The organism is Salinicoccus halitifaciens (assembly GCF_021026095.1).
GTDB classification, from domain to species: domain Bacteria; phylum Bacillota; class Bacilli; order Staphylococcales; family Salinicoccaceae; genus Lacicoccus; species Lacicoccus halitifaciens.
Map to the genome: position 1 here is coordinate 879,429 of NZ_JAJNCU010000001.1, position 23,199 is coordinate 902,627.

The 23,199-nt window shown below is 48.4% G+C and carries 25 protein-coding genes, 11 tRNA genes and 2 pseudogenes; 18 read left to right on the forward strand and 20 right to left on the reverse strand.

Annotated features, from left to right (window positions below; all coding sequences use genetic code 11):
- The first annotated feature begins 4 nt into the window (after positions 1 to 4).
- The 4 genes from LPW40_RS04420 to LPW40_RS04435 all read left to right on the forward strand — a co-directional run bounded on the left by LPW40_RS04420 (position 5) and on the right by LPW40_RS04435 (position 2,291).
- A complete protein-coding gene (locus LPW40_RS04420; protein ID WP_230820992.1) occupies positions 5 to 928 on the forward strand; it encodes a 1,4-dihydroxy-2-naphthoate polyprenyltransferase in 924 nt (307 codons plus the stop codon).
- Between the two features lie 212 nt (positions 929 to 1,140).
- A complete protein-coding gene (locus LPW40_RS04425; protein WP_230820993.1) occupies positions 1,141 to 1,899 on the forward strand; it encodes a DUF5067 domain-containing protein in 759 nt (252 codons plus the stop codon).
- The gene (locus LPW40_RS04430; RefSeq protein WP_230820994.1) at positions 1,859 to 2,041 is read left to right on the forward strand and encodes a hypothetical protein; all 183 of its coding nucleotides are present in this window, start codon (positions 1,859 to 1,861) and stop codon (positions 2,039 to 2,041) included. The genes LPW40_RS04425 and LPW40_RS04430 overlap by 41 nt, the downstream gene beginning before the upstream one ends.
- Positions 2,028 to 2,291, forward strand: coding sequence for a hypothetical protein (locus LPW40_RS04435; RefSeq protein ID WP_230820995.1), 264 nt, complete (start codon positions 2,028 to 2,030; stop codon positions 2,289 to 2,291). The genes LPW40_RS04430 and LPW40_RS04435 overlap by 14 nt, the downstream gene beginning before the upstream one ends.
- Before the next feature lie 87 nt (positions 2,292 to 2,378).
- Here the strand turns inward: LPW40_RS04435 and LPW40_RS04440 are convergent, their stop codons facing one another.
- Positions 2,379 to 2,864, reverse strand: a complete 486-nt coding sequence (locus LPW40_RS04440) for a hypothetical protein (RefSeq protein WP_230820996.1) — start codon at positions 2,862 to 2,864, stop codon at positions 2,379 to 2,381.
- Positions 2,865 to 2,884: 20 nt separating this feature from the next.
- Positions 2,885 to 3,991 (reverse strand): alanine racemase, encoded by a 1,107-nt coding sequence (locus LPW40_RS04445; RefSeq protein ID WP_230820997.1) that lies wholly within the window; start codon positions 3,989 to 3,991, stop codon positions 2,885 to 2,887.
- A 223-nt stretch (positions 3,992 to 4,214) separates the two neighbouring features.
- Between LPW40_RS04445 and LPW40_RS04450 the strand changes: the two genes are divergently transcribed.
- From LPW40_RS04450 to LPW40_RS04465, 4 genes are read left to right on the forward strand one after another with little or no spacing between them, the layout of a single operon-like run.
- The gene (locus tag LPW40_RS04450; protein WP_230820998.1) at positions 4,215 to 5,357 is read left to right on the forward strand and encodes a betaine/proline/choline family ABC transporter ATP-binding protein; all 1,143 of its coding nucleotides are present in this window, start codon (positions 4,215 to 4,217) and stop codon (positions 5,355 to 5,357) included.
- The gene (locus tag LPW40_RS04455; RefSeq protein WP_230820999.1) at positions 5,354 to 5,989 is read left to right on the forward strand and encodes an ABC transporter permease; all 636 of its coding nucleotides are present in this window, start codon (positions 5,354 to 5,356) and stop codon (positions 5,987 to 5,989) included. The genes LPW40_RS04450 and LPW40_RS04455 overlap by 4 nt, the downstream gene beginning before the upstream one ends.
- 21 nt (positions 5,990 to 6,010) lie before the next feature.
- Positions 6,011 to 6,952: an osmoprotectant ABC transporter substrate-binding protein gene (locus LPW40_RS04460; protein ID WP_230821000.1), complete on the forward strand. Its 942-nt coding sequence runs from the start codon at positions 6,011 to 6,013 to the stop codon at positions 6,950 to 6,952.
- Positions 6,949 to 7,644 (forward strand): ABC transporter permease, encoded by a 696-nt coding sequence (locus LPW40_RS04465; protein WP_230821001.1) that lies wholly within the window; start codon positions 6,949 to 6,951, stop codon positions 7,642 to 7,644. Before LPW40_RS04460 ends, LPW40_RS04465 begins: the two co-directional genes overlap by 4 nt.
- A 42-nt stretch (positions 7,645 to 7,686) precedes the next feature.
- Here the strand turns inward: LPW40_RS04465 and LPW40_RS13740 are convergent.
- Both LPW40_RS13740 and LPW40_RS13675 read right to left on the reverse strand, forming a co-directional pair.
- Positions 7,687 to 7,803, reverse strand: a pseudogene (locus tag LPW40_RS13740) (excalibur calcium-binding domain-containing protein); the annotation flags it as partial.
- Between the two features lie 81 nt (positions 7,804 to 7,884).
- Positions 7,885 to 9,012 (reverse strand): annotated as a pseudogene (locus LPW40_RS13675) (thermonuclease family protein); the annotation flags it as partial.
- A 316-nt stretch (positions 9,013 to 9,328) separates the two neighbouring features.
- Between LPW40_RS13675 and LPW40_RS04480 the strand changes: the two are divergent.
- Positions 9,329 to 9,619 (forward strand): hypothetical protein, encoded by a 291-nt coding sequence (locus LPW40_RS04480; RefSeq protein WP_230821002.1) that lies wholly within the window; start codon positions 9,329 to 9,331, stop codon positions 9,617 to 9,619.
- A 15-nt stretch (positions 9,620 to 9,634) separates the two neighbouring features.
- A complete protein-coding gene (locus tag LPW40_RS13580) occupies positions 9,635 to 9,769 on the forward strand; it encodes a hypothetical protein (protein WP_269063201.1) in 135 nt (44 codons plus the stop codon).
- Between the two features lie 111 nt (positions 9,770 to 9,880).
- Here LPW40_RS13580 and LPW40_RS04485 read toward each other — a convergent pair.
- The 11 genes from LPW40_RS04485 to LPW40_RS04535 form a co-directional block, all read right to left on the reverse strand.
- Positions 9,881 to 9,951: transfer RNA gene (locus LPW40_RS04485), tRNA-Thr, on the reverse strand.
- Positions 9,952 to 10,129: 178 nt separating this feature from the next.
- Entirely contained in the window at positions 10,130 to 11,470 is a 1,341-nt protein-coding gene (locus LPW40_RS04490) for an MATE family efflux transporter (RefSeq protein ID WP_230821003.1), read from the reverse strand.
- A 166-nt stretch (positions 11,471 to 11,636) separates the two neighbouring features.
- Positions 11,637 to 12,005 (reverse strand): hypothetical protein, encoded by a 369-nt coding sequence (locus tag LPW40_RS04495; protein ID WP_230821004.1) that lies wholly within the window; start codon positions 12,003 to 12,005, stop codon positions 11,637 to 11,639.
- 163 nt (positions 12,006 to 12,168) lie between these two features.
- A tRNA-Ser gene (locus LPW40_RS04500) sits at positions 12,169 to 12,256 on the reverse strand.
- A gap of 36 nt (positions 12,257 to 12,292) precedes the next feature.
- A tRNA-Glu gene (locus tag LPW40_RS04505) sits at positions 12,293 to 12,364 on the reverse strand.
- Position 12,365: 1 nt separating this feature from the next.
- A tRNA-Asn gene (locus tag LPW40_RS04510) sits at positions 12,366 to 12,440 on the reverse strand.
- Positions 12,441 to 12,451: 11 nt separating this feature from the next.
- Positions 12,452 to 12,522 (reverse strand) — tRNA-Gly (locus LPW40_RS04515).
- 13 nt (positions 12,523 to 12,535) lie between these two features.
- Positions 12,536 to 12,608: transfer RNA gene (locus LPW40_RS04520), tRNA-His, on the reverse strand.
- Between the two features lie 9 nt (positions 12,609 to 12,617).
- A tRNA-Phe gene (locus tag LPW40_RS04525) sits at positions 12,618 to 12,690 on the reverse strand.
- Between the two features lie 22 nt (positions 12,691 to 12,712).
- Positions 12,713 to 12,788, reverse strand: a tRNA-Asp gene (locus tag LPW40_RS04530).
- A gap of 16 nt (positions 12,789 to 12,804) precedes the next feature.
- Positions 12,805 to 12,876 (reverse strand) — tRNA-Met (locus LPW40_RS04535).
- A 179-nt stretch (positions 12,877 to 13,055) separates the two neighbouring features.
- On the opposite strand from LPW40_RS04535, the gene LPW40_RS04540 reads away from it, so the two are divergent.
- The 3 genes from LPW40_RS04540 (at position 13,056) to LPW40_RS04550 (ending at position 16,256) form a co-directional block, all read left to right on the forward strand.
- On the forward strand, positions 13,056 to 14,591 hold the full coding sequence (locus LPW40_RS04540; protein ID WP_230821005.1) for an FAD-dependent oxidoreductase: 1,536 nt from the start codon (positions 13,056 to 13,058) through the stop codon (positions 14,589 to 14,591).
- Positions 14,592 to 14,723: 132 nt separating this feature from the next.
- Complete coding sequence (locus LPW40_RS04545) at positions 14,724 to 15,695, forward strand: tRNA dihydrouridine synthase (protein ID WP_230821006.1); 972 nt, start codon at positions 14,724 to 14,726, stop codon at positions 15,693 to 15,695.
- A 21-nt stretch (positions 15,696 to 15,716) separates the two neighbouring features.
- Positions 15,717 to 16,256, forward strand: coding sequence for a DUF1697 domain-containing protein (locus LPW40_RS04550; protein WP_230821007.1), 540 nt, complete (start codon positions 15,717 to 15,719; stop codon positions 16,254 to 16,256).
- A 12-nt stretch (positions 16,257 to 16,268) separates the two neighbouring features.
- On the opposite strand, the gene LPW40_RS04555 is transcribed toward LPW40_RS04550, so the two are convergent.
- Positions 16,269 to 16,997: a MerR family transcriptional regulator gene (locus LPW40_RS04555; protein ID WP_230821008.1), complete on the reverse strand. Its 729-nt coding sequence runs from the start codon at positions 16,995 to 16,997 to the stop codon at positions 16,269 to 16,271.
- Between the two features lie 121 nt (positions 16,998 to 17,118).
- Between LPW40_RS04555 and LPW40_RS04560 the strand changes: the two genes are divergently transcribed.
- A complete protein-coding gene (locus LPW40_RS04560; protein ID WP_230821009.1) occupies positions 17,119 to 17,691 on the forward strand; it encodes a thermonuclease family protein in 573 nt (190 codons plus the stop codon).
- 50 nt (positions 17,692 to 17,741) lie between these two features.
- Here LPW40_RS04560 and LPW40_RS04565 read toward each other — a convergent pair whose 3' ends face one another.
- Positions 17,742 to 18,089, reverse strand: a complete 348-nt coding sequence (locus tag LPW40_RS04565) for a winged helix-turn-helix transcriptional regulator (RefSeq protein WP_230821010.1) — start codon at positions 18,087 to 18,089, stop codon at positions 17,742 to 17,744.
- A gap of 129 nt (positions 18,090 to 18,218) precedes the next feature.
- Between LPW40_RS04565 and LPW40_RS04570 the strand changes: the two genes are divergently transcribed.
- Positions 18,219 to 19,064, forward strand: coding sequence for a VOC family protein (locus LPW40_RS04570; RefSeq protein WP_230821011.1), 846 nt, complete (start codon positions 18,219 to 18,221; stop codon positions 19,062 to 19,064).
- 196 nt (positions 19,065 to 19,260) lie between these two features.
- Here the strand turns inward: LPW40_RS04570 and LPW40_RS04575 are convergent, their stop codons facing one another.
- Positions 19,261 to 19,416, reverse strand: coding sequence for a hypothetical protein (locus tag LPW40_RS04575; protein WP_230821012.1), 156 nt, complete (start codon positions 19,414 to 19,416; stop codon positions 19,261 to 19,263).
- Positions 19,417 to 19,534: 118 nt separating this feature from the next.
- Between LPW40_RS04575 and LPW40_RS04580 the strand changes: the two genes are divergently transcribed.
- Both LPW40_RS04580 and LPW40_RS04585 read left to right on the forward strand, forming a co-directional pair.
- Positions 19,535 to 19,609: transfer RNA gene (locus tag LPW40_RS04580), tRNA-Asn, on the forward strand.
- A 3-nt stretch (positions 19,610 to 19,612) separates the two neighbouring features.
- A tRNA-Ser gene (locus LPW40_RS04585) sits at positions 19,613 to 19,701 on the forward strand.
- 147 nt (positions 19,702 to 19,848) lie between these two features.
- Here LPW40_RS04585 and LPW40_RS04590 read toward each other — a convergent pair.
- On the reverse strand, positions 19,849 to 21,234 hold the full coding sequence (locus LPW40_RS04590) for a PQQ-dependent sugar dehydrogenase (protein ID WP_230821013.1): 1,386 nt from the start codon (positions 21,232 to 21,234) through the stop codon (positions 19,849 to 19,851).
- A gap of 291 nt (positions 21,235 to 21,525) precedes the next feature.
- Here LPW40_RS04590 and LPW40_RS04595 point away from each other — a divergent pair, with 291 nt between their 5' ends.
- A complete protein-coding gene (locus tag LPW40_RS04595; protein WP_230821014.1) occupies positions 21,526 to 22,467 on the forward strand; it encodes an aldo/keto reductase in 942 nt (313 codons plus the stop codon).
- Between the two features lie 53 nt (positions 22,468 to 22,520).
- Here the strand turns inward: LPW40_RS04595 and LPW40_RS04600 are convergent, their stop codons facing one another.
- The gene (locus tag LPW40_RS04600; protein ID WP_230821015.1) at positions 22,521 to 23,162 is read right to left on the reverse strand and encodes a GH25 family lysozyme; all 642 of its coding nucleotides are present in this window, start codon (positions 23,160 to 23,162) and stop codon (positions 22,521 to 22,523) included.
- Positions 23,163 to 23,199 lie beyond the last annotated feature (37 nt).

The window sequence follows — 23,199 nt, forward strand, 5'->3', positions numbered from 1 at the left end:
GAAGATGAATGTGCAAGGTCCAGATACTCATACAGGCATTAAAAAATACATAAGCTTAACGAGGCCCCATACGCTGACTGCAAGTTTCGTCCCCGTCCTCGTCGGTACATTCAGCGTTCTGCTGTTCGGTCCGATAAGGTGGGACATGTTCATAGCCATGCTGATTGCAACGCTGCTGATACAGTCCGCAACCAATATGTTCAACGAATACTTCGATTACAAGCGCGGGCTCGACACCAGTGATTCCGTCGGCATCGCAGGTGCAATCGTCAGGAACGGCATGTCCCCGCGGTCCGTCTTCAATATCGCGGTCATATTCTACATCATCGCTGCAGCGATCGGGCTCTACATCGCATTCAATTCATCGTTGTGGATACTCGTCATCGGGGTGATTTCGATGGCAGTCGGCTATTTTTACACCGGCGGCCCAGTCCCGATTTCCTGGACACCTTTCGGGGAAGTCTTTGCCGGGCTCTTCATGGGCACCGTCATCATCATGATCACGTTTTTCATCCATACGGGCACGCTCCACTACTTCCCGCTGCTGATGTCCATACCGGTCGCGATCACCATCGGGCTCCTCAATATGGCAAATAACATCAGGGACCGTAAAAAAGATAAGGAAAGCGGACGTAAAACATTCGTCATCCTCGTCGGCAAGCCGGTCGCGGTACTCACGTCTGCGGCACTGCTCGCCTTCTGCTACGTCTTTTTGATATGGATTGCGCTTTTCGAATCCTTCGGCTCGATATTCCTGCTTCTGCCGCTGCTGTCCATACCGCTCGCCATCAAGACCGTCGTGAAGTGGAAAAATGGCGATACTCCGGCAGAGCTGATTCCGGCAATGGCCTCCATGGGCAAATTGAATACGATGTTCGGACTGCTGCTGTCGATTGGTCTCCTGATCTACGGCATCACCGGCATATGATGAAAACCCTCTTTAAATGAAGAGGGTTCTTCATTTCCCCCAACATATCAGAAATCCTGGCCGGAGCATATGAAAAGCTGCTGGAAATGGCTGATTCCCTATGAATTAAGGGGAATCCCGCTTCATTACTTCAAATTCCGGAATAAAAATTGATTATTTGTCGCAATATTATTATAATTGTGATGTATCTATAAATTAGGGGGAAACTAAAGATGAGTCTAAAAAAATATTTGCTCGCGGGCGGACTTTCCACAGTTCTGCTTCTTGGAGCGTGTAACGGGGACGACACCACCGAAGAAGAAACTGATGATGCTGCAACAGAAGAATCCGGGGAAACTGGAGAAGACACTGCTGACGACGAGGAAGAAGAGGAAGAAGAAAGCGAAGCCGAAGATACAGAAGGCGGCGAAGGAACTGGGGATGAAGAAGTTTATTACTCGGGTGAATATGGTGAATTCTCAATAGAATCATTTGGACAATATACTTTAGAACCTGAGGAAGCCGAAGAAGAGGAAGAGGAGGAAGAAGCTGAGGAGGCTGAGGAAGCGGAGCCGACGGAGCTGGTATTGATCGAATTCGTATATACCAACAACGGTGATGTGCCGACTTCTGCTGAAGAAGCATTTGGCCTGGAGCTTGCTGTCAGACATATGACTGAAGATGGCGAGGTCACTTTGGACAACCTGACGATGGATCTGCCTGAGGACCATGAGCATGCTGATCTTGTCGAAGCCTCCACGGAATTGCTTGAGCCTGGAGAGTCTGCATCAGCCGTGGTCGCCTACGGACCGGTGGATACATCACAGGAGCTGGTCATCCAGAGCCGTAATGACGATGAGCTGGATGAGACGATCGAACTTGAAGAGTCTGAAGATATCGAGAGCGACCCAGCAGAGTCGGATGCAGCTGACGCCACTGATGAAGACACCGATGACGAAGAAGAAGAGGAAGAAGAGGATTCCGAAGAGTAAAATTGAATTTGCAGTCATCCTCCAGGCCCGGGTTTGTGAACCCGGGCCTTTTTCCAATATCGTTCTGCTTGATTTTTACACCTCACATGTTGTTATAATGAATTCAGAGCTAATTGGAGGGGTAAAAGATGGTGGATATTAATCTTAAGACAATTGATGAATCTGAGAAAGAAGTCATCGTGAAGAATCATTCTTTCCAGGATGAGGGAGAAGCGAAAGATCTGTATTATAAATTGACCGAGGAGTATGCGGAACAATCCGTGCCTTTCTTTGAAAAAGACGAAAAACTGATCAAAATCGAACTGGTGAAAAAAGATTCGGAAGAAATGGATTCAGAATGCTATTTGGAGTACAGCAGAGAGCTGCTCCACAGCCTGAGCGAAAGAATATGAATATGGCCCCGGCCTTCTGAAACCAAAAATGGCGTCTCATCGTGATATCCGATGAGACGCCATTTTTCATGCCTTTTATATGACCGGTCATTCAAACACCGGCTTCAATATGATGTCGACATCCTTGTTTTCCCTCACGGTGATTTTGATCTCGTCCGGCATTTCATCCAGGTAATATGAATAAGTCATCTCTTCTTTCGGCTGCACCACGGTCGTGCCGAGGAAATTCATGCTGAGCAGATGACTGACGTCGCGGATGCGCTTTGAATCAATCCGGACGACATCACCGTCCGCCTCTTCAGGTGCCTTGAAGCTCGGGTGGTGTCCGTTGTCGAAAATTTCCGTGCCGTTCGAATATAATCTGACATCTGTCATGACCACAGACTGGTCCGAGTCGTTTAAAACTTTGAAGCGGTACAATTTCTCACCGTCCATCTCATCTTCTGTGATCTGCTCATCCTTCAGTTTGAGCTTCACTTCCGACTTCCGTTTTACAAGGAATATCTGCATCAGGATTCCAATCAGCACCGCTGCGGCGATGATTAAAATTACAGAACCAATATCCATAAGCATCGACTGCCTTTTCTTCCAGACTACTGCAGCTTCCCTCTCGCAGAAACTTCAGCTTCATCCACCACTTCACCATTTTCCACAATATATGCTTTTTCGTAAAGGTTCGAGACCGGACAGATGTGATTCATTATGATCTCGACTTTTTCGCCGATTTCCACTGCATCACTGAAATTCTTATCATAGATGATAGCATGTTCATCAAAGACACTGTCGACATGTACATCATCGAATCCGACGATTTTACCGAGCCCCTTCGTTGCGGTCAGCCCGACCTTCCTGTGCTGCTGGGTGATGCCCTTTGCTCCGACATCGGTGATCACACGTTTATCTGTCGGTTTGCTGATGATGGTCGTGAGGATTGTTGCGGCACACGTGTCATTATGGCCGAGTACATTGGCCTGGGAGCCATCCATCAGTATATAAGTGCCCGGACGGATTTCAGTGATGCCTTCCGGGATGTCGAATCCGAGTACGAACGGCGGCGTGGAACCGATGCTCACCACCTCACATGCCATCCCATGATTACGTGCAAGACCTGCAAAGTGCAGTGTCCTGGCCGTGCTGTCATCGTACAGTTCCTTCAGGATGTCGATTGTGGCTGCTTTATACGTATGGCCGTCATGCGAGAAGACTCCTTTAAAGCTCACATTCCGGCTGTTTTTTATTTCATCCAGCAGGGCGGTGAAATCATCCGGCTGAATGATGCCCGAACGCTTCTCCCCCACTTCGATTTCAATCAGAACATTCGCTTTTTCATCCGCACCTTCGAATACTTCATCGATCTCCTTCACACTGTAGTTGCTGTCCACACCGAAGGAGATGCTGACGGATTCGGATAACTTACGTATCCGCTCCACCTTCGATCTGCCGATGATCTGATTCGCGATGAAGATGTCACGAATGCCGGATTCGGCCATGACTTCCGCTTCCCCGACTTTTGCCACCGTGATGCCGGTTGCACCCGCCTCCATCTGCATTTTGGCTAACTTCGGCATCTTATGGGTTTTGGTATGCGGCCTTAAATTAACACCCTTCCGGTCGGCATACTCCTGCATGGAAGTGATGTTCTGCTTCAAGATTTCACGGTCGATCAACAGTGCGGGCGTATCCACTTGAATGTTTCTCATCCTCATTCTCTCCTGTCCATTGATTACATACTTCCACTATATATTTATTCGGCTGAAAAATCCATACGGCCATTTCTGTCATTTCAAAGAACGGCATCAGCTGAAATAAACATCCATTTAGTTGCATTTCACATACACATTATTTGTAAGCGAATTTCAAAATTGAGCGTATATTTGGTATAATAAGAAGAATGTAACAAATTTCACTAAAAGGAGAAAGCATATGTTAAGTATTAAAGGATTAACAAAAGTTTACCAGGGGAGCACAAAAGCTGTGGATAATCTTTCCCTGGATATTAAACATGGGGAATTCATTGCCTTCATCGGTACATCAAGCAGCGGTAAAACGACTGCCTTAAGAATGCTTAACAGGATGATAGAGCCCACCTCAGGCACCATCATGATCAACGGCAAGGATGCCAGTAAGATGAATCCGGTGGAGCTGCGCAGGAAGATCGGTTATGTGCTGCAGCAGATCGGCCTGATGCCCCATATGACGATCAAGGAAAATATCGTACTCGTGCCGAAATTATTGAAATGGCCCGAGGAGAAGAAAGAGGCAAAAGCGAGGGAACTGATCAAGCTGGTCGATCTCCCGGAAGAATTCCTGGACAGGTATCCATCCGAGCTGTCAGGCGGCCAGCAGCAGCGCATCGGCGTTGTACGCGCCCTCGCAGCGGAACAGGATATCATCCTGATGGATGAGCCTTTCGGCGCCCTCGATCCAATTACACGTGACACGCTTCAGGATCTCGTCAAAGAACTTCAGAAAAAACTGAACAAGACATTCATCTTCGTCACCCACGATATGGATGAGGCAATCAAACTGGCAGACAGGATATGCATCATGTCTGAAGGCAAAGTGCTGCAGTTCGACACGCCGGACAATATACTGCGGGCCCCCGCCAATGACTTCGTCCGGGACTTCATCGGTGAGAACCGCCTGCTGCAGGACCGTCCTAATATACGTACAGTAAAAGAAGTGATGAAAGTGCCGGTCACCGTCAAAGTCGACGAGTCATTAAGCAGCACGGTCAAAATCATGCGGGATAAGCGGATCGACACGATTTTCGTGGTGAATAACGAGCAGAAGCTCCTGGGCTATTTGGATATAGAGGACATCCAGGAAGGCGTACGCAAAAACACGGAGCTGATCGACATCATGGAACGCGATGTTTACAGGGTGAGACTGGATTCCAAACTCCAGGATTCCATCCGCACCATCCTGAAGCGGAACGTGCGCAACATACCAGTCGTGGATGAAAATAATATACTTAAAGGGCTCATCACCCGCTCCAACCTGGTCGACATCGTTTATGAATCCATATGGGGAGAAGATGAAATCATTGGAGCTGATAGCCGATGATGGATTTCATAATGGAAAACAGGACTGAACTGCTTGAGAAGACTTTGGAGCACTTCTACATTTCAATTTTTGCGCTTGTGATCGGAATTGTCATAGCGGTGCCGCTCGGCATACTGATCGCGAAGAATAAAAGGCTTGCCGGCATCATACTGACGACCGCAGGCGTCCTGCAGACGATCCCGACACTTGCCCTGCTCGCTTTGATGATACCTTTATTCGGCATCGGAAAAACACCTGCGATCATTGCGCTTGCGGCATATATCCTCCTCCCTATGCTGAACAACACCATCATCGGTGTGCAGAGCATCTCAGGTGAAGTGAAGGAGGCCGCAAAAAGCATGGGCATGACGAACATGCAGCTCATGCGTTCCGTCGATTTCCCGCTGGCCCTGCCCTATATCATGTCTGGCGTGCGCTTATCGAGCGTGTATGTCATCAGCTGGGCGACACTCGCAAGCTATATCGGTGCAGGCGGGCTCGGTGACTATGTTTTCCAGGGGCTGAACTTATATGAGCCGATGATGATCATCGTCGCCGCCGTACTGGTTACATCCATTGCACTCATTACAGATGTGGTTTTGTCATTCGTTGAAAAATGGTCGGTACCGAAAGGTCTTAAAGTATCCAGATAAAAAGGAAGGAGTTTTATTACAGTGGAACAATTCAAGAAAGTTTTCATCATGGTGCTGACCGCTTTGCTGGTATTGTCCGGATGCAGCCTGCCGGGTCTCGGCGGAGGCGCGGATGACCCGATTAGGATCACTTCACTCGATACAAGTGAATCGCAGATTATGGCACATATCGTGAGACTCATGATTGAACATGATTCGGATGGTGAATTGAACCCGACGATCATCAACAACCTCGGTGCATCCACACTGCAGCATAACGCAGTATTGAATGGTGATGCCAATATGTCTGCAATCAGGTATTCGGGGACGGAAATGACCGGCCCGCTCGGTCAGGAACCGATCAATGACCCTGAGCTTGCGATGCAGACTGCAAAAGAAATATTCGCAGAAGAGTTCGATCAGATATATTTCGATTCATACGGTTTTGATAATTCCTACGCTTTCATGGTGACGAAGGAGACAGCCGAGGAATATGACCTCGAGACGACTTCCGACCTCGAGGAATACAACGATGAACTGCGTTTCGGCGTGGATACCACATGGCTGAACCGCCCCGGTGACGGTTATGAGGGGTTTACGGAGCATTATGGCTTTTCATTCGGCAGTATCAGCCCGATGCAGATCGGCCTCGTGTATGATGCACTTGACACCGGAAGCCTGGAAGTGGCACTCGGCTATACATCCGACGGCCGCATCGCAGCTTACGATCTCGTCGTCCTGGAAGATGACAAACAGTTCTTCCCGCCTTATGACGCTGCACCCCTTGCCACAAAAGAGCTGCTCGATGAATATCCGGAACTGACGGATACCATGGGCAAGCTTGATGGCATCATCACGACGGACGTGATGCAGCAGCTGAATTATGAAGCAGACGGCCAGGGCAAAGAGCCTGCGATCGTCGCCGAGGAATTTTTGGAAGCAAACGATTATTTCGAGAATCTGGAAAGTGAGGATCATTCATGACTGGAAATATCATTACGGACTTTTTCAATTACTATATCGTGAACGGCGGATACATGTTTGAGCTGTTTTTCAATCATCTGCTGATGTCAGTATACGGAGTGATTTTCGCTTCCATAGTCGGCATACCCGTCGGGATACTGATCGCACGCTTTTCAAAGCTCTCCGGACTGGTCATCACATTGACAAACATCATTCAGACGATCCCCGTCATCGCGATGCTCGCCATCATGATGCTCGTGATGGGGCTCGGCAGCACCACGGTAGTGGTCACCGTATTCTTCTATGCCCTCCTGCCCATCATCAAGAACACATACACCGGCATATCGAACGTCGATTCGAACATCAAGGATGCCGGTAAAAGTATGGGCATGACACGCAACCAGGTGCTGACCATGGTGGAGCTGCCGCTTGCACTGTCGGTCATCATCGGCGGCTTAAGGATTGCACTTGTCGTCGCAATCGGTGTTGTTGCTGTCGGTTCATTCATCGGTGCGACCACCCTCTCAGACGTCATCATCCGCGGAACGAATGCTTCCGACGGTACGGTCTTCATACTCGCCGGTGCGGTCCCGATTGCAATCATTGCAGTGATTGTGGATATCATCCTGAGACTCATTGAAAGAAGACTCGATCCCACAAGAAGGAAGAAAGCTCCGAGTGAGACGAACCATCGCGTGCAGACCATCAATTAAATGGAAAAGGGCTGACGGAAAATAATCCGTCAGCCCTTTTATTTATTCACATGCATGACCGTCATTGTCCCTGTCCATCTTCGGCTGATATGCCGGATGGTCGGATGCCACACCGTCCGGGAAGACTTCACGCAGCTCGGTGCAGTTGGCGAAGTTATAATTCCCTGAATCTGCCGGAGTATCGGCAGGCTCTTCAACGGAAGATTCCGCCGGACTGGAAGAACTTGTCTCACATGCATGACCGTCGTTATCCCTGTCCATCTGCGGTTGATATGCCGGATGGTCGGATGCCACGCCGTCCGGGAAGACTTCACGCAGCTCGGTGCAGTTGGCGAAATTATAGGATCCCGTGCCGGTGCCCGCTCCATCATCAGCAGGCTCTTCTGCGGCCGGTTCCTCTTCGTAGTTGAACCCTTCACCGTCTTCATTCACATAACCCGGAATGGACCAGATGCCGAGTCCGTTATCTTTCGCATACTGCTCGGCAGCCCTGAAATCATCCAGATACCGCTGCTGCTCATAGATGTAACCGACCCTGGCCAGCCCCTCTTCAAGCAGTACTTCATGGACATTCACATCGTCTGCATAAAGATAGACAAGCTCCCTTCCATAATGGTCCTGTTTATCGCCCTCATCGTATTCTATATACAGCTGATCCGCCCCACTCAGGAGATCCGTGAGCCTTTCAGAAGCCTCCGGACCGTATGGCTGCACAGGCTCATTCGGATGGACGGTCTCCGGTGTGTCGATCAACAGTAACCTCAAGTTCAGATTATTGCCATCCTCGTCGATGACATGAACCGTATCGCCGTCCACTACACGGTACAGCTGAACAGGTATCAAACCATCTTTGACGGCATCTTCTTCCTCGGCCGCTTGCTCTTCCTCCGCCTGTTTCTCAGATTCGGCTTCTTCTGCAGCCTGCTCTTCCTCAGCCTGTTTCTCGGCTTCGGCCTCTTCTGCAGCTTTTTCTTCCTCTGCCTGTTTCTCGGCTTCGGCTTCTTCTGCAGCTTGCTCTTCCTCGGCCGGCTGCTCGGTTTCAGCCTCTTCTTCCTCAGTCATTTCATCGATGCCCGCCTCAACAGCGATTTCCCCACTGTCCAGGTGCTCTTCTCTTCCCTCCGGATCTGCAGACAGACCAATCACGGCAAATGACAACACCATCAAACCGAGCGTGATGCCCGTCGTACGGTTGAATTTGCCTCTTTCATTATATTTATTTTTATAGTTCTTGTTGAACAAAAGAGACAGTACCAGGCCGGCAGACGCCAATAAAAGTATGCCGGTGAATATATCCGCCATTCCGACACTGCTGCTCATTGCAGCATATAAGAGCATAAGCAAGATTGTCACCGATGCAGATATCATGGTGCCTTTCCATAAATCATTCTGCGAGTCACCGTCCACGCTTCTTCTGTAAAGCGCCCCCAGATAAATCCCGAAAGTGACCAGCACCCCGATGATTATTAAAGGTAAAAAAATAATACCCACTGCTCCCGCCTCCTATAATATGTTATTAATATAATTATACAGCATATATTATAGTGATGATTGAGTAAAATTAAATATAATTGTCAAAATGATACAGTGTCCTATTACATGGTTTTGGTATGTAATACGTTTTTAATATCCCCGGCAATGGGTATAGTAGATATAAATCTATTAATAATGGGAGGATTTATAAATGAACTTCAAGAAATATTTACTTGCCGGCGGCTTGGCTTCCGTATTGGTATTAGGTGCCTGCGGTGGAGATGACGCGCCGGATGAAACTGAGGAAACAACCGATACTGAAGGCGGCACCGAAGTGGATGATGCTGATCGTTCAGAGGACGCTCTTGATACCATCCAGGATTCAGGTGAAAGTGTTGACGAAGATGAGATAGACCATGACAGCACAGAGACGGAAACTGAAGCGGATAATACTGTAGAAGATGCCGGTGATGAAAATCCGGATGAAGAAGACTCGGAGTGATAAAATCATAAGGGGTTGATGATATTGGCCGAGAAGCGAAAAGTCCACCCTGAAAAAGATGAGAAGAAAAATGCAGTGGGTTTCAGTTGGATTGTACTCATTGTAAGTATTGCTGTATTGGTCGGCGGCTTCATATGGCTGCTGGTATAAAACCATCAGTGCCCGGAAGTGACATTCTCCCGGGCTTCTTTGTACTCATAACGATATCAAAAAAGCGCTACTCGTTCCATATGGAATGAATAGCGCTCTGATTTTAAGATAAGCCGACAGCGAGAATCGAACTCGCATCGCAGCCTTACCATGGCTGTGTTCTACCATTAAACTATGTCGGCGAAAAGTTGCAATGGCTTGATTGCATTACTTATACATTATAGCAGTGAATGTCAAAATCATAAATACCTTTTTGCAATTTTTCATTAAATAATATGGTAAAAATCCACGAAATCCTTGGCGGCAAAGTACAGAAGCACCGGACCCCTCCTCCAGTGGACATGGGGACCGGTGCATCTGTCAATTTTTGAACAGAACTTTCCTCTTCCAGCCGCCGAATTTATAATACAGATATGCAAATCCGCTGCTGATGATGAAACTGACGCCCATGCCGATCCCGATGCCGGTCTCCCCATATAATGAGGAGAAGATGTCAGCGAGCGGGAACCTCAGTATCCAGAATGAAATGATGTTGAGTATCAGCACCTGATACATCGCACCGGATGCCCGCACGATGCCGTTCAGCACGAAATTCAAACCGAGGAACGGATAACACAGTGCCACTGTCCTCAAGTAGGTCGTGCCGAATGCCACAGCCGCTTCATCCTGGATGAACAGCCGGATGGCATGCTCTGCAAATATGATTGCGAGGATGGCGACACTGACCATCAGGCCGAAGTTGTACAGTGATGCATATCTTGCGATCTTCTTCACCCGCGACCAGTTGCCGACGCCGATATTCTGCCCCGCCATACTGTTCACTGCGGTGCCGAGTGCCATCGCCGGCAGCATGATCAGACTGTCCAGTCTCTGTGCTGCACTGAAGCCGGCGACGGTGTCGCTGCCGAAGCCTGTCACAACGCTGAGTATCGCGGCAATGCCGGCATGGATGACGGCCATTTGCAGGCCGCCCGGTATGCCTAGTGAGAGTATGAGGCTGACCTCGTGCTTCTTCGGCAGTGTTGGACGGCTGAACGGAATCAGCCTGTGCCTGAATGAATGCTGGATGCTGTATAGGAAGGCGAGCCCCTGGGAAATGACGGTCGCAAGCGCCGCACCGACGATGCCAAGGTCAAGCACGAACATGAAGAGCGGTGCGAGTACAGCATTCATGATGACCGCAATCAGGACGATCCTCATCGGCGTCTTGCTGTCGCCGAGTGCGCGGAGCACCGTATTGATGAAGTTATATCCGAACAGGAAGAACATGCCGAGGAAACTGATCTGCAAATATGTAACGGCCATGTCCATGATGGCTTCCGGCGTGCCGATCAGGCGCAGCAGAGGTTCTGCAGATATGTAGCCGGCAATCCCGAAGCCCACCGACATCATCGACATGATGACGATGAAAGCATTCAAATAATTCCGGAGCCCCGCATCATCCCGCCGTCCGTACTGCTGGGACAATATGGTGAGGGCCGCATTGTTCAGACCGAGTATGAACGACAGCACCGTCACAAGAATCGTCGTCGCCACCGCCACGGCCCCCAGCGCTTCCGCTCCGAGGATGTTCCCGACCCAAAGGCTGTCGACGATCTGGAATGATGTCTGCAGAAGGTTCGTCAGCATTATAGGCCCTGAGAATAAAATCAAGGGCTTTAAAATCGGCCCTGTCGTAAAGTCATATTGGTTCTTTTTCATCTTTTCACCCACAAAAACTTTTAAGTACAATGTTATATTATAAGACCTTCAGCCATTTAATGCTAAAGAACCGGTTTATATATAAAATGCGATTCTTCTCAATAAAAATAGAAGTGCATGGCCTGCACCTCCATTTATTAATCATGTGAAACCTAAAATATCAATTTCACGTTTCTGATTTATCTTCCAGATGAGCTGTCCCCAGTTCCATCACATCATCGAGGGACAGATCATTCAGCCTCTCATCCTGCGCTTTGGCCAACTTTTTGACACCGGCATGATTCTCCTCGTCACCGAATATGTTGATGAACAGCTGTCCCCTTTCGGTGAGATGTGCCTGGCTCAGGAAATGCCAGTTTCCGCCGGCGGCGCTGCACTCAAATTCAGCGAGCCCGTGATCCCGCATCAGATCATATTGATGCAGATCCGCTTCATTCACCATTTCAACGAGCGCATTCGACTTCTCGTTCCCCTTCATATCCTTCGCGAGTTCTATTATACGGTCCAAGTTGCTTTTATGAGTCGATCTCTCCATTAGTCTCCTCCTAGTATCATACTTATCAAGTATATCAAATAATGATACAAAAGAGGCTTTTATGGTTTGCGTGTACCCCAGCGGGACCTTAAAGTAGGATTCACTCTCTAATATACAAAAAACCATCCGATCACCTAAGATCGGATGGTTTCAAGAAAAAGTACGGACAGCGAGGGATTTGAACCCTCGATACGGGGTTGCCGTATACACGCGTTCCAGGCGTGCGCCTTAAGCCGCTCGGCCAGCTGTCCACAATAAAAATAGAAGTGTGATGTACACTTCTAATATGACCCCTACGGGATTCGAACCCGTGTTACCGCCGTGAAAGGGCGGTGTCTTAACCGCTTGACCAAGGGGCCATGGCTCCACAGGTAGGATTCGAACCTACGACCGATCGGTTAACAGCCGATAGCTCTACCACTGAGCTACTGTGGAATAGTAACAAAAGCGGGTGATCGGAATCGAACCGACAACATCAGCTTGGAAGGCTGAGGTTATACCATTTAACTACACCCGCATGGTGCTTTAAGGGCGGCTGATGGGGATCGAACCCACGAATGCCGGAACCACAATCCGGTGTGTTAACCACTTCACCACAACCGCCATTCTGAATGGTCCAGGACGGAATCGAACCGCCGACACAAGGATTTTCAATCCTTTGCTCTACCGACTGAGCTACTGGACCAGCATATGTACTCAAAAAAATATGGCGGTCCCGACGGGAATTGAACCCGCGATCTCCTGCGTGACAGGCAGGCATGTTAACCGCTACACCACGGGACCACTGAAAATAAAAAAATTGCGGGAGTTGGATTTGAACCAACGACCTCCGGGTTATGAGCCCGACGAGCTACCACTGCTCCATCCCGCGGTAATATTATTAATGCGTTATTTAACGCCTGAATATTATATTATACTTTCTCAGGCGGATTTTCAAGTGTTATTCACCATGTTTTAATAACAAATTTACACTTTCTTAATTATTGCCGGTGATAATTATCCAACCGCCATTATGGGTATTGCATATATAAAAATGTTAGGAGGATGAGAATGGAAAAGAATCAGGATGTCAAAATGTCTTTTTGGAGTGCTTCTGTTGATCTCCCCGAATTCCCGGAACTGAAGGAGGATATCGACACCGAGGTGCTTGTCGTCGGTGCCGGCATCACCGGTATCATGAATGCCTATCAGCTCATGCTGAAAGGTTATGACGTGACTATCATTGAAGGTAATGAAATCTTAAGCGGCACGACAGCGAACACCACCGCGAGGGTCACTGCACAGCAGGGGGTGCTTTACGGACAGCTGGCAAAACAGATGGATGAAGCGTCCGCCCGTAAATATTACGACTCCCAGATGGCGGCCATCACCGAGATGGAAAACGTGGCTGTGAAGCACGATATCGACTGCGACTTCAAACGTGTGGACACTGTAATATATGCGGTCCATGAAGAATCCATAAAAGAGCTGGAAAAGGAAGCGGAGATGTATGACTCACTCGGCATCGAGGGCCACCTCTCCAAAGGAGAGCTCAAACTGCCGTTTGAAACCGTTGCTGAACTGGTGATGAAGAACCAGGCGGAATTCCATCCATTGAAATTCTTAAAGGGCGTGCTGGATGTCGCAGTGGACAGCGGCGTTAAAGTATATGAACATACACGCGCAAAATCTGTCGACGAAAACACCCTCCATACTGAAAACGGTCAAAAGATCAATTTTGAAAATCTTGTGATTGCCACCCACTTCCCGTTCCTTGATTTCGATGGTTTTTATTTCAACAGTTTCAAAATCAGCTACGGTTACGGCCTGGTCACCACAACCACCACCCCGCCGCCCGAAGACATCAATATGAGCGGTCATGACGGTCCGGGGCTTTCCTTACGTAATATCGTCAACCCATCGAAGGAGACACCGACGGTGCTCTTCGGCGGAGCCGGCCATATGTCATATGAAGATAAAGATATGGACAAGCAGCTTGAAATATTGAAATTGTATGCAGATCAGCTGACGATGAATGAAGAAACCCTGTACGCCTACCGTGCGCAGGATCTGATGACGGGGGATTCACTGCCTTTCATCGGCAAGTTCCAGAAATCGCACGATAACCGCTTCGTCGCGACCGGCTTCAATAAATTCGGGATGACGAACGGCGTGTTGTCATCGATGATCATCAAAGATTTGATGACCGGGGATGATAATGAGTATGCAGACTTGCTCGATCCGCACAGGAAGCAGACCGCCTTCCAGCATCTGAAGCAGCACATCACGAATCCTCTGCATATCATCGAATCTGAAGCGAAGAAGATGACGGATTCCCATCCGGACATCGAATCGATCGAGCTCGACAGCGGCCAGGGCACCGTTGCCAGCGAAGGCATGAAGAAAAAAGGCGTCTACCGCGAAGACGATTCCTACTACGTCGTCTCCAACCGCTGTACCCATATGGGATGCAGCCTCGGCTGGAACGGCGAAGACAAGACTTGGGACTGCCCTTGCCACGGCTCCCGCTTCAACTACGACGGCAAAGTGATCGAAGGACCGGCCGTCGACGATCTCGATATGGAGATCAGACGGTTGGATTCATAAACAATCCCCCTTTACGGGGGATTTTTATGTTAAGTCATTTTTCTCCTTTCAAAATTCTGGTATAATATATATGTTATTTTACAGGCTGGTATATCATTGGATATAAGGAGCCATTGAGAGGATTGTACTATTATGAAAGAGAATTTTTGGCATGCGCTCCCCCGCCCGTTCTTCGTGCTGGCGCCGATGGAGGATGTGACGGACGTCGTATTCCGCCATGTCGTGGCCGAAGCTGCGGCACCGGATGTCTACTTCACCGAGTTCACGAACTCTGAAAGCTACTGCCACCCGGAAGGGAAAGCGAGTGTGCGCGGGCGCCTGACGTTTACAGAAGACGAGCAGCCGATCGTTGCACATATATGGGGGGACAACCCGGATCATTTCCGTGAAATGAGCATCGGCATGGCCGAGGCCGGATTCAAAGGGCTCGACATCAATATGGGCTGCCCGGTGCCGAACGTCGTCGGAGATGGAAAAGGCTGCGGCCTGATCCGGCGTCCGGACGTCGCCGCGGAACTGATTGAAGCTGCGAAAGCAGGCGGACTCCCCGTCAGCGTGAAGACACGCCTCGGAATGACCGACGTGGACGAGTGGCATGACTGGCTTAAGCATATACTGGAGCAGGATATCGTGAACCTCTCCATCCACCTCAGGACAAGGAAGGAAATGAGCAAGGCGGACGCACACTGGGAGCTCATTCCGGAGATCAAGAAACTGCGTGATGAAGTCGCACCAGACACACTTCTGACAATCAACGGGGACATCCCCGACCGCGCCAAAGGGCTTGAGCTTGCGGAGAAATACGGCGTGGACGGCGTCATGATCGGCCGGGGTATCTTCAAAAATCCCTACGCATTCGAGCATGAGGCAAAAGAGCATACGAGTGAGGAGCTCTTGAACCTGCTCCGTGTCCACCTCGATCTGTTCGATGAGTACTCCGAGATCGAACCGCGCAAATACACACCGCTCCACCGCTTCTTCAAGATTTATGTCAAAGGGTTCAGGGGTGCTGCGGAACTGAGGAATGCACTCATGAATACCCGGTCGACCGACGAGGCAAGGGCACTGCTCGACAGTTTCCAGCATGAATCTGCAGACATTTAAACCTTAAAAGGAGCGATGTGCATGAGATATGTGGCCCTCCTCCGCGGCATCAACATCGGCGGAAGAAATAAGATTGATATGAAAACCCTTAAAACCACTTTCGAGAATTCCGGCATGAAAGATGTCGTCACCTACATCAATTCCGGCAATATCATCTTCACCGATGACAGCACACCGAAAGGAGCACTCCCCGGCCTACTTGAAACGGCGATCCAGGAGGACTTCAGCCTGGATATCAAAGTGCTCGTGCGCAGCAGGCCGGAAATCGAGGCGATCGGTGAAGTCCTTCCTGATTCATGGCAAAATGATAAAGAGATGAAAAGTGATGTCATGTTCTTATGGGAGGAGATAGACGACGCCTCCATTATGGACAGCCTGAAGATACGCCCGGGCATCGACACCGTCATATACAGCCCCGGTGCAGTGCTCTGGTCCGTCTGGAAGCGGGATGCGGGCAGGAGCGGCATCTCCAAAATGGTCGGCACCGACATCTACAAGCATATGACAGTACGGAATGTGAACACGTTCCGAAAAATCCACAGTATGATGGCAGAAAAATAACCCCTTACGGGGTTATTTATTTTGGTCATAAAATTCAGCCATGGCATCCCGCATGAATCGAGCGAGGCCGCTGCCATATTGATCAATTTTCTTTTTAAACCTCTCATCTTCGACATACATATCCCCGAGTCCTTTGAACATTTCCGGCGTATAGTCGCCCATTTCATTAAGGAAATGATACCACTCCCCTATCCTGCCCTGCGCCTCAACCGATGCAGGATCCATATGCCTGATTTCGGCCAGCCTCGAATATATTTCATCAAACCGTTCCTTCGCATGTTCCGGACCCATCTGTTCGAGCTTTTCCCCGGCCCGGTTCACCGCTTCATCTCCCCAGCGCTCCCTCGCCTCCGCTTCATAAGGGTTGCGGCTGAAGTCGATGCCTTTAAATTTATCCGCACTCGTCATTTCAATCTCTCCTTTCAAGTCTCTGATCGTCAGATCAATTGTTTCAATCATCTCAGTAATGCGCGCTTGCTCTTCCTGCAGCATTTCCTTCTGCATCCTCAGCGCCTCTTCCTGGTCATAGTCCGGCCGGCTGAGGATCTCTTTTACGTGGGAGAGCTTGAAACCCAGCTTTTTGAAGAATAAAACCTGCTGCAGCCTGGCAAGGTCCGCATCCGTGTATTCACGGTAGGCATTCTCCCCCGACCGCTCCGGACTGATCAGACCGATATCATCATAATGGTGCAGGGTCCTGACGCTCACCCCCGTCAGTGCCGCTGCTTCCTTTATTTTCATGTCCGCACCTCCCTTAATTACAATTTAAACTATGACGCTGCGTCAGGGTCAACACTTTTTATTTACTGTAAGTATATGTAGTATAATGAAAAGCAATGATTTCATACGAAGGATGTTCAATATGAGGCAGAACCGAAAATTCGATGTCAGCGCACTCGATAATAAAAGGAACCGGCGGATGATCAAAAAGCTCGGCTGGCCGGGACTCATCCTGGTCCTTGTCATCGCCGGCATCACCTATCTCTTTTCAGGGGCGGAGAATGATGCGGAGGAATATACACTCGGTGTATTCCATGAAGTGACTGTCGATCAATTCATCGACGGTGATACGACGCGTTTCAATTTCAACGGCAGCAGTGAAAGCTTCCGGTATTTGATTATCGACACGCCTGAAGTGCGGACAAATTCCGGCATGCCCGAGCCCTACGCCGTCGAAGCGTCGGAGAGGGTGCGGGAACTTCTGACTGACGCGGATACTGTGGAGGTCGAATTTGATGTCGGTCCCCTGACGGATGATTACGGCAGATATTTGGCTTACATCTACGCAGACGGTGAGATGGTCAATGAAATACTCATCCGGGAAGGGCTCGCCGAGGTGAGATATGTACACCCGCCGAATACGAGCTATCTGGATCGCCTGGAGGCGGCGGAAGCAGCCGCTCAGCTGGAGAATGCCGGCATATGGGCGGAATGAAAAGAGCACCAGGGAAATCACTCCCGGGTGCTCTTTCATTTCACAAATCTTCACTTTTCGACAGTTTCTTTTTCAGTGTCCGGCGTCTCGATCCATTCCTGCGACCAGTTCTCAATATCCCTCAGTACAGGCTCCAGTGATTCACCTTTTTCAGTCAATGAATATTCAATGACCACAGGCGTTTCAGGATAAACGTCCCTTTTGATCAGGCCTTCCTGCTCCATATGCTTCAGTCTGTCAGATAAAACTTTACCGCTTACGCCGATTGCCGACTGTATTTCACCGAAGCGCCTTGGTGCGTCCAGCATCTGATATATGACGAGCGCCGTCCAGCGCTGACTTAAAATATTAACAGCCTTTTCAAAACGAGGGCACATTTCACTTTTAACTTGCCTCATAGCTATCACTTCCTTTTCAAGTATTATATCATATGCACCTTTCTTTTAAAAGATAAATACATAACTTGATTATATCTGTTGTTTATATTATACTTACTAACGTATAGTAAGTTAATGAGGAGGATATAAATGAATTTCCATAAAGCACCTGTAAATTATGTTTCTGAAGTAACGATAAATGTAAGTGATCTAAAGAAATCCCTCGATTTCTATCAGGAGGTAATCGGCTTCAAGGTGAAGTCCCAGACGGGTAAAGAGGCAGAGCTGACTGCAGACGGCAAAACTACACTGCTCAGACTGGTTGAGCCTTCAAACCCTATAAACAGACACCGTACAAGTGGGCTGTACCATTTTGCGATCCTTCTGCCCGACCGCTCCGACCTTGCGGCTTTCATCAAACACCTGGCGGAAAAGGATGTCCGACTCGGCGCTTCCGACCATGCCGTCAGTGAGGCACTCTACCTTGATGATCCGGATGGCAACGGCATTGAAGTTTACCGCGACCGTGCACCGGAAGAATGGTCCTGGAACAATGGCGAAGTCCACATGGTCACGGAACCATTGGATGTACAGGACGTGATGTCGACTTATAAAGGACAGCCTTTCAACGGCCTGCCTGAAGAAACCGTCATGGGTCACCTGCACCTTCATGTTTCCAGCATTGAAGATGCCGTGAAATTCTATACTGAAGGACTCGGCCTCGAGATGATTTTAAGATTCGGCCCTCAGGCAGCGTTCCTCGGCTTCAGCAAGTACCATCACCATATCGCAGTGAACGTATGGAATGGCGTGGGTGCACCGAAACCCGCCAAAAACAGCGTCGGACTGAATCATTATATTATAAAGTACCATACTGAGGAAGCGGTTGAAGAGACCGTGAACAATCTGAAATCCCTCGGTTATATTGTTGAAGAAACACCTGAAGGCACCTTCTCCGAAGACCCTGCAGGCAACAGAGTCAAGATTAGTGTATAATTTCCCTATGGATTTTTATATATTCAATTGACAACGATTCTCATTTATAATATAATTCTAATTGAAAATGATTATCAGTTAATAATTATTGGCCCCCCAAAATTAGTACGCTTGAGTACTGTATCAAATCATTTTCAACTACGAGAAAATATATTCGAAACTTGAGACCGGGACTCCCGGTCTTTTTTTATTCCCATCATCTCGTCAGTATATAATATATAACGTAAATCCAGCTCAGCAGACCGTGGATGATCGCCCAAAGGATCGACTGGTGCAGGCTCCATGATATCGTGATCGCCAGCACAGTGCCGAACCCCACACCCGTTTTCACGACGGACTTGCCATTATCCATAAAACCCCTCCTTTTATTAACAAGGTGTAAATTTCTCTTAATAAATGCGCATTTGCCATTGAAAAGGCAGGGTCATGTTGCTATAATTAATAATGTTCGATTGAAAAACATTTATTATTCCACAGTAGCTCAGTGGTAGAGCTATCGGCTGTTAACCGATCGGTCGTAGGTTCGAATCCTACCTGTGGAGCCATATGGAGATGTACTCAAGTGGCTGAAGAGGTACCCCTGCTAAGGGTATAGGTCGCATTGCGCGGCGCGAGGGTTCAAATCCCTCCATCTCCGCTCCTAATTTATACCCGCTAAACGATAAGTTTAGCGGCTTTTTTATTTTTCCTGGCTCTGCACAGGCAGCAAAAGAAGCAGGCATTCCTGGATTTCCATGGATGCCTGCTTTTTTAATATTGTAAAGTGCATTAATAAAATAATAAATTATTCACCTTCACCTGCTGCAGTAATTCTGTAGATCAGCCCGCCATCAGTGCTAGCAACAAGCGCGCCATCCTCAGTTACTAGAATATCACGGAAACGTTCGCCTTCTTCAGTTAAAAGACGTTCTTCCCCAACGATGAGGTCATCTTCAATAATGACACGTACAATATAGTTCGGCGCCAGTCCACCGATGAACAAGTTGTTCTCCCATTCAGGAATTGCGTCGTTATCATAGAATGACATACCGCTTGGTGCACTTGTCGGATCCCAATAATATCTTGGTTCAACAAAGCCCTGCGCCTCGTGTTCTGAAATGCCCTCATTGACCAGTTCACCGGTGTACTCGATACCGTAGGAAACAACCGGCCATCCATAGTTATTACCCGGTTCAATGATATTCAGTTCATCCCCGGCCTGTGGACCGAATTCAACAATCCATAAGTCCCCTGTTTCAGGATGGAAGTCCACCCCTTGAGTATTACGGTGACCGTAACTGTAAATCCCGTCCAGTGCGTCTTCATCTTCGATGAATGGATTCGTATCCACTGGTTCCCCATCTTGTGTAATGTGAATGACTTTACCTAAGTATGCATCCAAGTCTTGTGCACGTTCGCGGATCGGGTCATCTGAACGTTCACCAGTTGTTAAGAATAAATTCTCATCATCATCAAAGATGATACGTCCGCCATAGTGCAAGGTACCATCATATGCCGGTGTTGCCTGGAAAATCACTTCAAAATCTTCAAGTGAGGCTTCGTCTTCTGATAAAGCACCTTTACCGACAGAAGTAACAGTACCACCTTCAATATCTTGAGAAAACGTCAAAAATACCAACCTTGATTCCTCAAAATCAGGTGCAATGGCTACATCAAGCAAGCCACCCTGGTCTTCGTTATTCACTTCCGGCGTACCTTCGATTGGATCTGAAACAGAACCGTCTTCAAGGTTTACAATAAGAAGTTCTGCTGAATCCCTTTGTGTAACAAGTAAGCGGTTTGTATCAAACTCCTCCATACCCCAGGACACACCAAGATCCTCAACAACCACTTCCACATCAAGTTCTGCTTCAGTCACCACTTCAGGTGCTCTTGTCTGTTCTAGAAATGCCGGTTCAAAATCAGTCACTTGTGGTTCAGTTTCTGCCGGTTCAGCTTGTGCGTCCGTATCTGCACTTTCATCAGCGCCCTCGTCAGCACTTTCCTCTGTTTCAGCAACCGAATCATCAGTTTCCTCTGTTGCGTTATCCGAGTCATCGGTTTCTTCTGTTGCAGCGTCCGGTTCATCGGTTGGTTCATCTGACGCCTCATCATTGCCGCATGCCGCCAAAGCCAGTACAAAGACCAGCATCAATATGAACATTACCCTTGACCACGAAACTTTCTCCATTGTTTTTCCTCCCCTTTTATAAGATATTGAACTGAATATGTTAAAATTCAGCCGTTGAAACCCAGAATCAAAAATCAAATGAGACTTTCAAATCTTGAATCAAAATGTAAAAATCCTTAAAGTAATTTTATCATAATTATCTGAAAACATAATAGCTATCTGTTTTTTCATCTTTGACATACCCTGATTGCTGCGCTTAAATCCACCGTCATTGGTCTTGTACAGACCTTCTCCATTCTACGATTTGCTCTCAGGCAAACTATGATAGAATAATTCCGAGGTGATAGACAAATGGAAAAAATCAGGCTCGGCGGTTCAACACTTGAAGCTTCAAAGATCGTACTCGGTTGCATGCGCATCGCTGATATGGAAGATAAAGCACTCGCCACCCATGTTAACAGGGCGATTGAACTCGGCATCAACCTGTTCGACCACGCAGACATTTACGGCGACGGTGAGTGTGAGCGCAAGTTCGGTAAAATTCTCGCTTCAGAAGTGAACCGTGAAGATATATTGATACAGAGTAAATGCGGCATCCGTCATGCCGGCAACAGTACCAGGAAAGAAGATCAGTACTACGACCTTTCAAAATCACATATACTGGATTCCGTCGACGGCATCCTCGAGCGTCTCGGTACGGACTACCTGGATATTCTCATGCTCCACCGTCCGGACGCGTTGATGGAGCTGAGGGAAATTGCAGAAGCTTTCGACCACCTGCACGACAGCGGAAAAGTGAGGCATTTCGGCCTCAGCAACTTCCATGCTGCTCAGTTCGACTTCGTCCAGAAGCACACGGACCATAAACTCATCACGAACCAGGTCCAGTTCGGCGCCGGTGCACCGCATATGATCAACAGCCGCATGCAGACCAATACGCCATTTGAGAGTGCTGCAGATCGTGACGGCGGCCTGCTCGATCATGCCCGCCTGCATGATGTTACACTGCAGGCGTGGTCACCGTTCCATTACGGATACTTCGACGGCATCATCATGGATGATCCAAAATACAAAGTGTTAAATGATGTACTGGAAGACATCGGACAGTCCCACGGCATCACCAAAAATGCGGTGGCAGTCGCATGGATACTCAGACACCCTGCCGATATGCAGACCATCGTCGGCACGACGGATACATCGAGGCTTGAAGACATCGCGAAAGCTGCCGATACTAAACTCACCCGCGAAGAATGGTACCGGATCTATAAAGCTGCAGGTCATATACTGCCGTAACCAGAAGAACCTCCCGCCGATATTGGCAGGAGGTTTTTATTTTAAAGTGTTTTTTAAATATTCCTTTTGGTTCCTGTAAAGTACTCAAGCGGCTTATCACTGATGATCCTGTTCAAATCAAGATTCCCCATATAACCCGGCAGCTTCCCCTGGTCGGTATACTGATGGATATCCGCCGGAAATTTCGGGGTGCTGTCTGCTGATGCACTGCCGGATCCGTAGTGCGGAATCCATACGGCATCCGCTTCACCGGTATCCAGATTCAGCCGTTCATACAGATGATGGGCGATATAGAGGCCGATCTTTTCAGCCCCGTGTTTCCGCATTTCATTTACATAGATGCTCACGCCTTTTCTCATATCGGGATGTGTGACGGCTTCCACATCCAGCCACCAGAAGGTCGGTTCGAGGTCTTTAGTCCTGTCCCAGAACATCTTTGCTTCATTGATCATATGGGTGTCATTCTGGCCGCGGACAAACGCATAGGCTGCCGTCGGTACACCTTGCGCCCTGAAATTTTTGTGATGTGTTACATATTCTCTGTCAATAACATCCGCGTCCATCGTTCTGATTATGACGTGATCCACATGTTTTGACAATTCTTCATAATTAATCGAGTCAGAGGGTTGATGATGGGAGACATCGATGATCATCGCCTCCTCCCCTTTCACCACTGATGAATTTCCTGAATCCATTATTCCACTCCTTTTATTGTACTGGGTGATCTTTGAT